The organism is Ruegeria marina, from assembly GCF_900101475.1.
Lineage (GTDB): Bacteria > Pseudomonadota > Alphaproteobacteria > Rhodobacterales > Rhodobacteraceae > Ruegeria_B > Ruegeria_B marina.
Map to the genome: position 1 here is coordinate 160,413 of NZ_FMZV01000006.1, position 13,632 is coordinate 174,044.

The window sequence follows — 13,632 nt, forward strand, 5'->3', positions numbered from 1 at the left end:
GAGTTATGCGGCCTTGGCGTCGCTTTGACCAAGCTCATGCAATGATTGCGCCAGTTTCGCGATTTCGCGGCGCAGTGGATTCTTCGGTGCGGACGATGCCAGCGGCAGACCGTGGTCTGCCCCCTGCGTGACCTGTTTCCCGCCGTCGGGCAGTTGCAGGTCGATGGAAATCCCAAGCGATTCACCCATCCGCTTGACACGGCTCTTGCCACTGAGATCGGTAAACTTCGGCGCCTTGTTGAGGGCAAAGCGAAGCTTGTTGAAGGGCAGATCCTCGGATTGCAGCGCCCGTTTCATTCGCAATGCGTTCTGGGCCGAGCGCATGTCCAGTTCGATCATGGCGAAATACACATGGGCGGCCTGGAGGACGGTTTCCGACCAGTGGACCAGTGTCTTGGGCATGTCGACGACCACATAGTCGAAATGGGCTCGCGCCATCTCGATCACGCGTGAGATGTCCTCGGGCGTGATGATATCCAGCGGCACCATATCGGCAGGCGCGGTCAGGACCTGAAGCTTGTTTTCAAAGCTGAGCAGGGCCTGTCCAAAGACTTCCTCGTCCATGCCGGCGGTCTCGGACAGCATCTCGAAAACAGCCTCGCGGCGCGGCAGATCGAGATAGGTCGAAACCGAGCCGTATTGCAGGTCGAGGTCCAGCAGACAAACGCGGGGTGCTTCGGTGCCGCCGATATTGGCAAGTTCCCAGGCAAGGTTTACGGCCAGTGTCGTGGCTCCGGTGCCACCTGCCAGCCCATGCACCACGAACAGCGCGCCCTCGCGCGATGATCCCTTGTTCAGGTGGGCGGTGTTGTGCTGGGAATAGTCGACTTGTGGTTCCGGCTGGCTCAACCGGTCGATTGCGGATTGCAATTCCCGTTCCGGCAGAGGGTAGGGGACGAACTCGTCCGCTCCCTTGCGCAGCAGCTGGTGCAGCGACGCCGGGGTCACGTCTTCCGCGATCAGGATCACCTTTATCCCGCGCGATTTCGCCTGGGTTATGATTTCGCCCATGAGGACAAGATTGTCCTCATCATCCGAGTCGATCGCGAGCGCGATGAATTCAAGGGATTCGGCTTCCGGCTGTCCGAAGAAGGCCAGTGCTTCGGCGAAACCGAGGTCGCCCCAGCTTTCGCCCATTGCGGCTTCCATGTCTTCGATCAGGAGATCGAAATTCTGCACATCGCGGCTGACCGTGCAGGCCAGGATCGGAGTTGCTTCGGGTTGCGGCATCGCGCTGCTCATTGCCTATTCCTCTTTACAGGCGGGCAGCAGACGTTTGCCGGTTTTCCGATCCTGCCTGACTTGTCCCGCGAACGACCGAACGACTGGTCGCACGTCACCTATTGAAAGCAATGTCGCGGGTAAGTTGGGCGAGATTTGGGCCGAAAAGAACCAATTGTAGGGAATGGGGCGACGATGCCGCCCAATTCAACCCTATTGTTCGAAGGCGCTGGAGGTAGTTTCGATCTTGAGCGAGGTTTTCGGCTCTGCGCTCTTGATATATTCGCGATAGATGACTTCAGCATATTTGCCATCGAGAATGTTCGGATGGCGATCGAGGAAGCCGGACACCTGGGTAACGGTGCGCCGGTTACGGCGTTCGCGTTCACTGGTCGCAACGAGCGGCTGTGTTTCGCCATAGGAAACGGCCGCCTCAAGTCGTGAACGGCTGATTCCGCGGCTGGCAAAGAACGAGACCACGGCCTGCGCGCGGCGCATCCCAAGGCTATTGTTGTAGGCATTGGAGCCTACCGCGTCAGTGTGGCCATAGACTCGGAACCGCACTTCGGGGAATTGCCTGATCCAGTCCGCCTGCAGCGTGAGTATCTGCTGCGCCGACGCGTCCAACTGGGCGCTGTCAAAGGCGAAATTGATCTGGGTCGGCACTTCGCGGGCGAAGCGGTCAGCCAATGTCTGTGCATAGCTGCGTTCGCCGTTCATCATCTGGACATTGTTCAGCGTCGCATTGCCGAATGTGCCCGAGTCAACCTGGTATCCGGCTTCCAGTCCGCAGGCGGACACAGTTCCGGCAACGCCCAGGCAGATCATCCAGTTCCGCATCGGTCCCATCCTCCGATTACTCCAACACGTAGCCGTAAGAGCCGCTGAAATCCTGGCGAGCTACCTCGGACGCGGCACCACTACGGGCGCGTTCCGTGCGCGTTGTCTTGCCGCGCAGGAACAGATCTGTCTCGCTCGGCGGCTTCACCCGATCGGTCGGCAGCGCGAGCGCCTCGCCCCTGGTAGGCGAAACCAGATGCGCGGTGATGATGATCACGAGTTCCGTTTGCGAGCGCTGATAGTTTGCGCTGCGGAACAGGGCGCCGAGCACCGGAACGTCGCCGATCCAGGGAAGTTGCGAGTTGTTGTCCAGGAATTCGTCTTCGATCAGCCCGGCGATGGCAAAGCTCTCTCCATCCCGCAACTCGACGGTTGTCGAGGTTTCACGGCGCTGGAAGGCGGCAATGTCAAACCCGTTCACCGTAACGGAATTGTTGGGATCAAGCGAAGATACCGCGGCCAGCAGTTCGAGGTTGATCAGATCGCCATCGACCACACGCGGGATGAAGGTCATCTCTACGCCGAAGGGTTTGTACTCGACCGAGAACAGCCCATCACGCTGTGCAACAGGAATGGGATACTCGCCGCCGGCAAGGAACTTGGCTTCCTGACCGGAAAGCGCCGACAGGTTGGGCTCGGCCAGGGTCCGAGCGACCCCTTTTCTTTCCAAAGCCTCGAGAAGCAGTCGGACCTGAGTGGCCCCCGCGCTGAAGCCAAAGAGAATCGCTCCGGTGTTTGCGTTCAGCGGAGGGATGTTGCCGCCAAGCGCATTGTTCAAGGCGGGCTGATTGTTCAGGGTGTTGATGCCGCCGATCGCGTTGCCGCCACTGACGCCCAGCGAGGCGCTCAGGGATTTCGATACGGCGCGCTGCATTTCAGCAAAACGTACCTTGAGCATGACCTGCTGCACGCCTGCCACGCTCATCAGGTTCGAAACGCGCTCGGGCGCGTAGCGTTCGGCCAGATCAAGCGCCCGCTGCAGGCGCGCGGCGCTGGTTACCGTTCCGGACAAAACGATACCGTCATTGGCGGTGCGCACTTCGATCCGCTCGTTCGGCAGGATCTGCTTCAGGCGCTCCTTGAATTCCGTGACATCCGCCGAAACGCGCACATTAACGTTCGTGATCAGCCGCCCCCCGGCATCGAACAATGTCAGGGTCGTCAGGCCGGGCGATTTGCCCAGTACGTAAATCGTGCGGTCCGAAAGCGAAGAAATGTCGGCTATGCCCGCGTTCGCGATCGAAAGCTCTGCGAAGGGAGTTTCGCTTTCCACGACAATCGCCCGGTTCATCGGAACGTCCAGCGTTTCGGCCATGCCCTTTTTGACTACGCGCAGGTCCTGCGCCCATACCGGGTCAGCCATGGGTGTCCATGCCAGCGCGAACCCGGCGACTGCCGCCTTGATCAATGCGTCAATTTTCATGTGACCTGCCTTTCCGATCACGCCTCAGGTGCGGGTCTTTTCGCCCGATCTTTCCCATAGTGTGCGCGACCTGCCGTTTTTTTGCAAGAATCAATGCTTTTGCGTTCGATGTTTATGTGTGGATTGAGCAACAACCGAAAAAATCGGCCGCGGTACTCCGCGACCGATTGTCATGTCGTTTCGAAGATTTTGCATCAGTTCGTGCACGGGATCGGGATATCCACGACATCGGCGCCGCGTCTGGTCCGGATGGTGCAGACCTTTTCCTCGACTGCTTCGGGCGCGGCTTTCAATTCCCCAAGGCCCAGCAGGCTGCGCTGATCGACTTCGACTGCAGATACCACGGTATCGTCATCGACACCGACCAGTGCCAGAGACAGACGTCCGGTGGTCTGGGCCTGTGCCAGGGCCGCTACCTGTTCCGGACGCGCTGCCACCGTCACGGTCCGCGCGATCATTGCTCCGGTCACGTCGCCCCCGGCGGATTGGTCCACGGCGACAATCTGGATGCTGCTCTGGATCAGGCGGGTAATTTCGCCCTGCGTACCCTCCAGCATACCTTTCAGGCCGCCGGTCCAGTACACATCGACCCTGTCACCCGGGCGCAGAAACCCGGATACGCCCGAGGCAACGTCGACCTTGATTGCAAAAGCGCGCATGCCGCGTTCCAGTTGCGAGGTCAAACCGGCGTCTTCACCAGGCTTGGTCACCTTGACGACCATGATCGCCTCATCCTTTTCGATGGCACGCAGAACGAAGCGGTTCTCCTCTTCGCGTTCTGGGAAAAGTAGAGAGGAATCGGTGAACGTACCCTCGGGAATGGCATTGACGGGCCATTTCACGACACGGACGTCTTCTTTGGTGAGGCGCTCGCCATAGCGAAGCGGCCGGGCTGCAACCAGGACTTCCTGTGTCGGAACGATCTGGGCGCGGGCCTGGCGCTCGCGTGCGAGTTCGCTTTGATATGCGGAAATATAGTTCCGGGCCATCATCACCGCGCCACCGGCGAGTGCAATACCCACGATGAGGACAAGTCCAAATACTGCTCGCATCCTATCACCTCTTTTCTGTACCCGCCATTTCGGCAAAACGACTGTTGCCGGCGGCGGGGTTCGGCTCGGTATTCATAGGCTTCAATTGTGTCAGAATGAGGGTTTCAACAGGCCGGTTGCTGGCCTACTGAGACCAATTGAAGCTTTGTGGCCTGGTGGGGTTCAGGTCAGTCAGAGACCCGAACTCACCGTCACCCCGCCAATCGTATTTGATACGGCCGTAGAAACGTCTCCGGTCGGACCATTGATGGCTGAGTATGCAATTCCAGCCAAAGACACGACTGCAGCGGTCAGGACCACCCAGTCGACCGTGACGGCGCCGTCTTCGTCTTTTGTAAAAAGTTTGCAGCGTTTCAGCATGGCAGTACCTCCGTCGCGTTTAATTCAGAAAAAAGGGCCACGTCTTTGTTCAAAGACGCGGCCCCGTTCTGATTTGGCGAGCCTGCCTATTAGAGGCCGGTCGACGGCGTCACGCCGCTCAGTTCGGTGTTGATGGCGGTCGACAGAGTGCCAGTGCCGCTCGAGATGCCGTTGTAGGCGACGGCGGCCAGGGCCACCACAGCTGCGGTCAGCACGACCCAGTCAACGGTCACTGCGCCATCTTCGTCTTTGCGGAAGTTTTTGATGAACTTGATCATGGTTAGTCCCTCCTAAGGATCACAAGATTGTCTCTCAACCTCGCCGTCCGTCTGAACCTGCTCTCTCTCGTTGGCTCATGTCCGTCGCGGTATGGATGTATATTTGCCGGTCAGCCGTGGCAGGATTTGGGCCAAAACCAGAATTTTTCGGCACGCGCTTAACTTTTCCCTCACTTTTCGTATAAGCAATTGTTTTTGAATGAAAAAAAAGTTGAAAAGGATTTCATGCATTGGTTGTGCCGATGCGCAAAGGCTTCAAATGAGGCAAAATCGCCGTATTTGTGCAGGTTTTTCTGGCTTTTGGCGCCGTGTTTGAGCAGAAATACTTGAAAAAACATATCTAGAGGCGAGCAGATGGCCCTCAGATACCTTTCGCTGATTGCGGGATTCGTCCTGGCGGTTGAACCTGTTGTTGTGTCGGCCGACACGCCACCGCCATTTCCCGAGGTCAAGCCCAAACGGATCAAGGCGCCAGCGCCGGGCAGCCGTCCGCGAGTCGATGTGCAGATCACCGCAGAAGAGCATGCGCGGGCGCCGGTTGGCCGCAGCGCACGACCGGTCGAAGCGACGGAAACGGACGAAGTTCAGGTCGCCGGGGTTGCTCCGACGCCCGACAGGTTGGGGCGTTATGCCTGGTTCTGGGACAAGGTTTCCCCATCTCTGGAACAATCGACCCCGGCGCGCCTGGACGATATCCTGCGGACCTTGACCAGCGGCGGCGTGGATGCGCCGCGAATGCAGGCCTTGCAGGACATCGCACGTGCGCAGGGTCGTTCCATCCTGCGTTCGACGATCGGGACCGAGGTGTCTCCGGCTTTGGTCCTGGCGGTGATCGCTGTCGAATCGGCCGGCAAATCGGATGCGGTCAGCCGTGCGGGAGCGCAAGGATTGATGCAGCTGATGCCGGATACAGCCGCGCGTTTCGGCGTGACCGACAGCCTTTCGCCAGACGAGAACATTGCAGGCGGAGTAAAATATCTGGATTGGTTGATGGGGGAGTTCGGGCGCGATCCGGTCATGGTTCTGGCCGGCTACAACGCGGGCGAAGGCGCCGTGCGTAAGCACAGCGGCGTTCCGCCCTATGCCGAGACCCGCGACTACGTGCCCAAAGTTCTGGCCGCCTACCAGGTGGCGCGGGGCCTGTGTGCAACGCCGCCGCAACTGATCACCGATGGGTGTGTGTTCACGGCCCTGCAATAGAAAAGGCCCGCCGCAGGGGCGGGCCTTTAGGATTTTTCACCCGATCAGTTGACCAGGGTTGCGTTGGTCGCGGCGCGGAACTCCTCTTCGCTGACACCGTCGGCGAGTTCCACGATCTTCAACCCGCCCTCGACGACGTCCAGCACGCCGAGGTTGGTGATGATGCGGTCGACCACGCCCTTGCCGGTCAGCGGCAGGGTGCATTCCTTCAGCACCTTGGATTCACCATGCTTGTTGGCGTGGTCCATGACGACAACAACTCGGCCCACGCCGGCCACCAGGTCCATCGCGCCGCCCATGCCCTTGACCAGCTTGCCGGGGATCATCCAGTTCGCCAGATCGCCGTTCTCGGAGACTTCCATCGCGCCCAGGATCGCCATGGCGATCTTGCCGCCACGGATCATCGCGAAAGAGGTCGCGCTGTCGAAATAGGCGGTCTGCGGCAGTTCGGTGATGGTCTGCTTGCCCGCGTTGATCAGGTCGGGGTCCTCTTCGCCCTCGAACGGGAAGGGGCCCATACCGAGCATGCCGTTTTCCGATTGCAGGGTCACGTTGACGCCTTCGGGGATGTAGTTCGACACCAGCGTCGGAATGCCGATGCCGAGGTTCACGTACCAGCCGTCCTGCAGTTCCTGCGCCGCACGGGCGGCCATCTGGTTGCGGTCCCAAGCCATTATGCGGTCTCCTTCTTGCGCACGGTGCGCTGCTCGATGCGCTTTTCATGCTCGCCCTGGATCAGGCGATGAACGTAGATACCGGGCAGGTGGATGCAATCGGGGTCGAGCGAGCCGGTCGGCACGATCTCTTCCACTTCGGCGACGCAGATCTTGCCGCAGGTGGCGGCCGGCAGGTTGAAGTTGCGCGCGGTCTTGCGGAACACCAGGTTGCCGGTCTCGTCGGCTTTCCAGGCCTTGACGATCGACAGGTCGGCAAAGATGCCTTCCTCGAGGATATAGGTCTGGCCGTTGAACTCCTTGTGCTCCTTGCCTTCGGCGATCACGGTGCCGACGCCGGTCTTGGTGTAGAAGCCCGGAATGCCCGCACCGCCGGCGCGCATGCGCTCGGCCAGGGTGCCCTGCGGGTTGAACTCAAGCTCCAGTTCGCCCGAGAGATACTGGCGCATGAACTCGGCATTCTCGCCCACGTAGGAGCTGATCATCTTCCTGACCTGCCGGGTCTGCAACAGGATGCCGATGCCGAAATCGTCGACCCCCGCATTGTTCGACGCAAAGGTCAGATCCTTGACGCCGGATTCCTTGATCGCCTGCAACAGCAACTCGGGAATGCCGCACAAGCCGAACCCGCCCGCCGCGATCAGCATGCCGTCCCGCAGCACCCCGTCGAGCGCTTCGGTGGCGTTGGCATAGATTTTCTTCATGGAAACTCCCCCAATGACTTGGTGATTGCGCAGGTTTTGCCGCCACGTCATCGCGCTGTCAATGAGACGTTCACCGGGGGGTATTTCTACTTAACGAAATGACCCGGCCGGGGACCGGGTCAGTGCAAGCTCAGGAACTGGGGGCCTTCTTGGCCGCAGTCTTCTTGGCAGAAGATTTGCTGGATGCGGCCTTTTTCGCGGTTTTCTTGCCGCCTCCGGATTTCGCGGATTTTTCCGCGATCAGCTGTACTGCCATCTCCATTGTGACATCCGAAGGTTCCACATCCTTGGGCAGGGTTGCGTTGACCTTTTCCCATTTGACATAGGGTCCGTACCGTCCGCTGAGAACATTGACCGCGCCGCCCAGTTCCGGATGCTCCCCCAACTCCTTGAGCGGAGCTGCAGCCGCGCCGCGCCCGGCACGGCCGGCAGCTTTCTGGGCCAGGACTTCGACCGCCCGGTTCATCCCGATGGTAAAGACCTCGTCCACCTCCTTGAGGTTGGCATAAAGCGAGCCATGCTTCACATATGGTCCGAACCGGCCGATCCCGGCCTCGATCATTGCGCCGTCTTCCGGATGCGGGCCCACTTCACGCGGCAGGTTTAGCAGCATGAGCGCCTTTTCGAGATCGAGATCATCCGCGGACCAGCCGCGCGGCAGGCTGGCGCGGGGCGGTTTCTTGTTGTCCTCACTGACCTCGCCGCGCTGCACATAGGGGCCGAAACGCCCCGATTTCAGCCAGATCTCGTCGCCTGCATCCTCGCCCAGCATCCTTTCGCCGCTTTCGTCGGCATCGCCGCTGAGCGGGCGGGTATACCGGCACTCGGGGTAATTGCCGCAGCCGACAAATCCGCCGGTACGCGAGGTTTTCAGGTGCAGTTGCCCGGTGCCGCATTTGGGACAGATCCGCGGATCGGATCCATCCTCGCGCGGGGGGTACAACTGCGGGGCAAGCGCCTCGTCCAGCTTGTCCAGCACTTCCGAGATGCGCAGTTCCGAGGTTTCGCTGATAGCGGCTGAAAAGTCGCGCCAGAACCGGCTCAGCAGGTCCTTGTAATCGCGTGATCCGGCGCTGACGTCGTCGAGTTGCTCTTCCAGATTGGCGGTGAACTCGTAACCGACATACTGGCGAAAGAAGTTCAGAAGGAAGATGGTGACGATACGCCCCTTCTCCTCGGGGATCAGCCGGTTCTTGTCCTTGCGGACATATTCGCGGTCCTGGATCGTGGTGATGACCGAGGCATAGGTCGAGGGCCGGCCGATGCCCAGTTCCTCCATCCGCTTGACCAGCGTCGCCTCGGTATAGCGGGGCGGCGGCTGGGTGTGGTGCTGCAGCGCCAGCACCGACTCGTTCTCGGATAGGATCGCCTCCTTGGCGATTTGGGTGCCTTCGGTCACGGATGCAGTGCCGGTTGCCTTGGCAAACTGTTCTGCAAGAGACGTGCGGGAAAACACGGCCTTTTCCCCCTGCATGATCTGCGGCAGGCGGGCGTCGTCGTCGCCTTCGACATCGTCGCGACCTTCCTCGTAAACGCGCAGGAACCCGTCGAACAGCACCACCTGACCTGTGGCGCGCAGGCCCACCTGGCCATCGGCGCTGCCGATCTCGACCGTGGTCCGCTCCAGCCGGGCTGCCGCCATCTGGCAGGCGATGGTCCGCTTCCAGATCAGGTCATAGAGACGGCGCTGGTCCTCGTCCTTCAGCCTGAGCGCGGTGGCATCCTTGCGCATGTCGGTGGGCCGGATGCATTCATGCGCCTCCTGCGCGTTCTTCGCCTTGTTCTTGTACATGCGCGGGCTGTCGGGCACGTATTCCGAACCGTACCTGTCGGCAATCGCGTCGCGGGTGGCGGCAACCGCCTCGGGTGCCATGTCGATCCCGTCGGTCCGCATGTAGGTGATGTGCCCGGCCTCATAGAGCCGCTGCGCCGCGCTCATGCATTGGCGTGCACCCATGCCGAACTTGCGGCTGGCCTCCTGTTGCAGGGTCGAGGTCATGAAAGGGGCGGACGGGTTGCGCGCGGCCGGTTTCGCCTCGACCGACTGGATGGTCAGCGCCCGGCTGGTAATCGCCTGCACCGCCAGTTCGGCCTGCGTGGCGTTCGTCAGGTCCATCCTGTCGAGCTTCGTGCCCGCCAGCGTGACCAGCCGCGCCTCGTAGCTCTGACCGCGGGGGGTCTCCAGCAGCGCCTTGACCGACCAGTATTCGACGGGCTTGAACGCCTCGATTTCCATCTCGCGCTCGACGATCAGGCGCAGGCAGACCGATTGCACTCGTCCCGCGCTGCGCGCGCCCGGCAGCTTGCGCCACAGCACGGGCGACAGGTTGAATCCCACCAGATAGTCGAGCGCCCGGCGGGCCAGGTAGGCCTCGACCAGCGGCATGTCGACCTGGCGGGGATGCTCCATCGCCTTGCTGACCGCATCCTTGGTGATTGCGTTGAACGTCACCCGGCTGACAGCGGTGTCCTTCTTGATCGAACGGCGCTTGGTCAGGGCTTCCTGAAGGTGCCAGCTGATCGCTTCGCCCTCGCGGTCGGGGTCGGTTGCGAGGATCAGAGCGTTGTCCTTGGCAAGCGCGTCGGCAATCGCCTTGACATGCTTGCGGCTGTCCGCCGACACCTCCCAGGTCATGTCGAAATCATGCTCGGGGTCGACCGATCCGTCCTTGGCCGGCAGGTCGCGCACATGACCATATGATGCCAGAACCGTGTAGTCCGAACCGAGATATTTATTGATCGTTTTGGCCTTGGCAGGGGATTCTACAACAACAACAGGCATTTATCTGAAAACCTCATTCATCGGACACGGCGCGTTCTATGGCGGGGCAACATGTGGCGTGCAAGACCAGATTGTCAATCTGTGCCGTTTCGGCACGGTTGCACAGTCCGAGTGTCGGGTTTTCAGGCAATCCGGCGGGCCGGTTTGCGGCGGTGCCGGCTAGGGCGCCGATTCATGAAGGGTGGACGAGGCGGGCAGTCCGGCGCCATTTGCCGGAACCCCGTGCGCCGAATGTTCAGGTCGCGAGCGAAAGCAGGCCGCCGGCCTGCCGATTGATCTTGCCATCAAGTTCCAGGTCGACCAGGACCGGCCCGATCTCGCCGGGAGGCAGGGAAAGATCACGGATGAGTTGATCTTCGGCAACGGGTGAAGGCCCGAGCCGGTCCAGGATCTGCATATGCAGCCTTGCGGTTTCACGCAGGCTGCGCTTGGCCTGTGGTCCCGATGTGCGCTGTGGCGGATGACCGGTTTCCGCTCCGGCGGGCTGCCGACGCGGGGCGGGCGGGTTTGCCGGCAGGGCGGCAAGCACATCCTCCGCGTTGCGGACCAGTGTCGCGCCGTCGCGGATCAGCATGTTGCAGCCCGCTGCACGGGCATCGAACGGGTGACCGGGGACCGCCAGGACTTCGCGTCCCTGATCCAGCGCATCGCGCGCGGTTATCAGGCTGCCGGATTTGGCCGCCGCTTCTACCACCACCACAGCCTGCGCCAGGCCGGAGATGATGCGGTTGCGGCGTGGGAAATGCCTGGCCTGCGGGGCAAGCCGCATCGGTTGTTCCGACAGCCGCAACCCCCGGCGACCGATATCTTCGGCAAGGTGCATGTTCTCGGCGGGGTAAATGACATCGACGCCGCCGGCCAGGACGGCGATGGTACCGAAGGGCAGGGAACTCAGATGGGCCGCAGTGTCTATGCCGCGTGCCAGTCCGGAAATGACCGTGTAGCCTGCAGACTCGAGATCATGCGCCAACGCGCGCGCCATGCGCGTCCCCAGCGACGAAGCGTTGCGCGCTCCGACAAGCGCGATGGATGGGCGTTGCAGAAGCGAGACGTTGCCGATGGCCCAAAGCAATGGGGGAGCATCGGCAAGTTCCGCCAGATGCTCGGGGTAATCGCTGTCACCCAGGCACAAAAGCCGCGCTTGCGCGGCTTTTGCAGCCTTGAGTTCTGCTTCGACAATGCCGGGCGGGCATATTTCATATCCCTCGACCCCGGCGGCTTGCGCCACTTCAGGCAATGCGGCCAGGGCATTCTGCGCCGAACCGTGCTCGTGCATGAGGCGTCGGAAAGTGGTTGGACCAACCCTGCGCGAGCGCAAAAGGCGAAGCCACGAAAACCGGTCTTCTTCCGTGGTGGGTGGGAGTGGGGGGTGATAGGAAGAAAACTGTTCCTCGGTCATCCGTCGCTCCGCCTGTTTGCAAGAACAGGTTTACAACCCGGCCTGTTAACAGGCGGTGAATCAAAACAAATTCTCGGCACTTTTTTTCGGAATGCCCGAGGTTTTAAGTCAAGCGATTGAAAACAAGAGATTTTATCATCCGAGTGGAGGTGTGACGGGGATCTTGCGCGGCAATTCGGACGGAAAACCCGGCCAACTGCGTTTACCTTGCCGTGCCGTCTGTCATGCCGCCGAACCGCCGACCGTCAGCCCGTCCATCAAGACCGTCGGTTGCCCGACGCCCACCGGAACCCATTGACCGTCCTTGCCACAGGTTCCCATGCCCGGGTCGAGCGCCATGTCGTTGCCCAGCCCCCGGATCCGTTTCAGCGCCGAAGGGCCATCGCCGATCAGGGTGGCCCCTTTCACGGGGGCACCGATTTTGCCGTTCTCGACGCGGTAGGCCTCGGTACAGGAGAAAACAAACTTTCCATTGGTGATATCGACCTGGCCGCCGCCGAAGCCCACTGCCCAGATGCCGTTCTTGATCTCGGCAACCAGATCCGCGGGGTTGGCATCGCCGCCGAGCATCAGTGTGTTGGTCATGCGGGGCATCGGCTTGTGGGCATAGCTCTGACGTCGGCCATTTCCCGTGGGGGCGACTCCCATGAGGCGGGCGTTCTGACGGTCCTGCATGTAGCCGGTCAGAATTCCGTCCTCGATCAGCACTGTCCGGCCCGAAGGTGTGCCCTCGTCGTCGATCGTGATCGAACCGCGCCGGTCGGGAAGGGTGCCGTCATCGACGACGGTGACGCCCCGCGCCGCCACCTGTTGCCCCATGAGCCCGGCAAATGCGGAGCTTCCCTTGCGGTTGAAATCGCCTTCCAGCCCGTGACCGATCGCCTCGTGCAGCAGGATGCCCGGCCATCCCGGCCCCAGGGCGACCTCCATCACGCCCGCGGGTGCGGGTACGGCGTCGAGATTTACCAAGGCAATTCTCAGGGCCTCGCGCACTTGCGCCTGCCAATACGAAGGGGCGATGAGCCCATCCAGCCCGATCCGGCCGCCGCCACCGGCGCTGCCGCTTTCGCGGCGTCCGTTGCGCTCGACGATAACCGACACATTCACGCGGGTCATCGGCCTGACATCCCGCAAATGCACGCCGTCGGGTCGCAGGATCTCGATCTCCTGTAGACTGGCCGCGATCGAGGCGGACACCTGAACGACCCTTGGATCGAGATCCCGCGCAAACGCGTCGATTTCGCGCAAAGTCTCGATCTTTACCGGGAAAGGGGCGGAGTCGATGGGATCATCTTCGGAATAAAGATGTCTGTTGGTCGGTTGCGGAGCCGCCGCAAGGGTGCCGCCACCCGCCTCGACGGCCAATCGCGCCGTTTCCGACGCGCGCCGCAATGCCGGTATCGAGACCTCGGTCGAATGTGCGTAACCGGCCACTTCGCCGCAAACCGCCCTCAGGCCGAAACCTTCGGAGGCATCGTAGGAGGCCGATCGCAGGCGGCCGTCGTCAAAGCTGAGCGCCTCGGATTTTCGCCGTTCGACGAAGATTTCGCCGTCATCCGCGCCATGGGTGGACTGCCGCAGAACGGACAGTGCCTCGTCCAGCGGAAGCGATGTTTCAAAGGGGCGGAAAGGGTCTTGCGCCATGGATTGCGGCCTCGTCGTTTGATCCAGATCAAAAATAGCGTCTGTTTGACGCAAG

12 protein-coding genes are annotated in these 13,632 nt (G+C 61.3%); 1 reads left to right on the top strand and 11 read right to left on the bottom strand.

All coding sequences use genetic code 11. From position 1 onward, the window contains the following. Positions 1–3 precede the first annotated feature (3 nt). From BLT75_RS10840 to BLT75_RS10865, 6 genes are all read right to left on the bottom strand, one after another. Positions 4–1,242, bottom strand: a complete 1,239-nt coding sequence (locus tag BLT75_RS10840; RefSeq protein ID WP_093030940.1) for a CpaE/TadZ family protein — start codon at positions 1,240–1,242, stop codon at positions 4–6. A 192-nt stretch (positions 1,243–1,434) separates the two neighbouring features. After that, entirely contained in the window at positions 1,435–2,061 is a 627-nt protein-coding gene (locus BLT75_RS10845) for an OmpA family protein (protein ID WP_176827939.1), read from the bottom strand. A 16-nt stretch (positions 2,062–2,077) separates the two neighbouring features. Further along, positions 2,078–3,484, bottom strand: coding sequence for a type II and III secretion system protein family protein (locus BLT75_RS10850; protein WP_093030946.1), 1,407 nt, complete (start codon positions 3,482–3,484; stop codon positions 2,078–2,080). A gap of 194 nt (positions 3,485–3,678) precedes the next feature. After that, complete coding sequence (cpaB, locus tag BLT75_RS10855) at positions 3,679–4,536, bottom strand: Flp pilus assembly protein CpaB (RefSeq protein ID WP_093030949.1); 858 nt, start codon at positions 4,534–4,536, stop codon at positions 3,679–3,681. A 171-nt stretch (positions 4,537–4,707) separates the two neighbouring features. Continuing rightward, positions 4,708–4,896, bottom strand: coding sequence for a Flp family type IVb pilin (locus tag BLT75_RS10860; RefSeq protein ID WP_093030951.1), 189 nt, complete (start codon positions 4,894–4,896; stop codon positions 4,708–4,710). An 89-nt stretch (positions 4,897–4,985) separates the two neighbouring features. Next, a complete protein-coding gene (locus BLT75_RS10865) occupies positions 4,986–5,174 on the bottom strand; it encodes a hypothetical protein (RefSeq protein WP_093030954.1) in 189 nt (62 codons plus the stop codon). 354 nt (positions 5,175–5,528) lie between these two features. On the opposite strand from BLT75_RS10865, the gene BLT75_RS10870 reads away from it, so the two are divergent. Next, complete coding sequence (locus BLT75_RS10870; RefSeq protein ID WP_093030957.1) at positions 5,529–6,374, top strand: lytic transglycosylase domain-containing protein; 846 nt, start codon at positions 5,529–5,531, stop codon at positions 6,372–6,374. A 44-nt stretch (positions 6,375–6,418) separates the two neighbouring features. Here the strand turns inward: BLT75_RS10870 and BLT75_RS10875 are convergent, their stop codons facing one another. The 5 genes from BLT75_RS10875 to tldD all read right to left on the bottom strand — a co-directional run bounded on the left by BLT75_RS10875 (position 6,419) and on the right by tldD (position 13,577). Beyond that, positions 6,419–7,048, bottom strand: coding sequence for a CoA transferase subunit B (locus tag BLT75_RS10875; protein ID WP_093030960.1), 630 nt, complete (start codon positions 7,046–7,048; stop codon positions 6,419–6,421). Continuing rightward, positions 7,048–7,752, bottom strand: coding sequence for a CoA transferase subunit A (locus BLT75_RS10880; RefSeq protein ID WP_093030963.1), 705 nt, complete (start codon positions 7,750–7,752; stop codon positions 7,048–7,050). The genes BLT75_RS10875 and BLT75_RS10880 overlap by 1 nt, the downstream gene beginning before the upstream one ends. A 130-nt stretch (positions 7,753–7,882) precedes the next feature. After that, the gene (gene topA / locus BLT75_RS10885; protein WP_093030966.1) at positions 7,883–10,534 is read right to left on the bottom strand and encodes a type I DNA topoisomerase; all 2,652 of its coding nucleotides are present in this window, start codon (positions 10,532–10,534) and stop codon (positions 7,883–7,885) included. Positions 10,535–10,769: 235 nt separating this feature from the next. Beyond that, entirely contained in the window at positions 10,770–11,933 is a 1,164-nt protein-coding gene (gene dprA, locus BLT75_RS10890; protein WP_093030970.1) for a DNA-processing protein DprA, read from the bottom strand. A 222-nt stretch (positions 11,934–12,155) separates the two neighbouring features. Further along, positions 12,156–13,577, bottom strand: coding sequence for a metalloprotease TldD (gene tldD / locus BLT75_RS10895; RefSeq protein ID WP_093030973.1), 1,422 nt, complete (start codon positions 13,575–13,577; stop codon positions 12,156–12,158). Positions 13,578–13,632 lie beyond the last annotated feature (55 nt).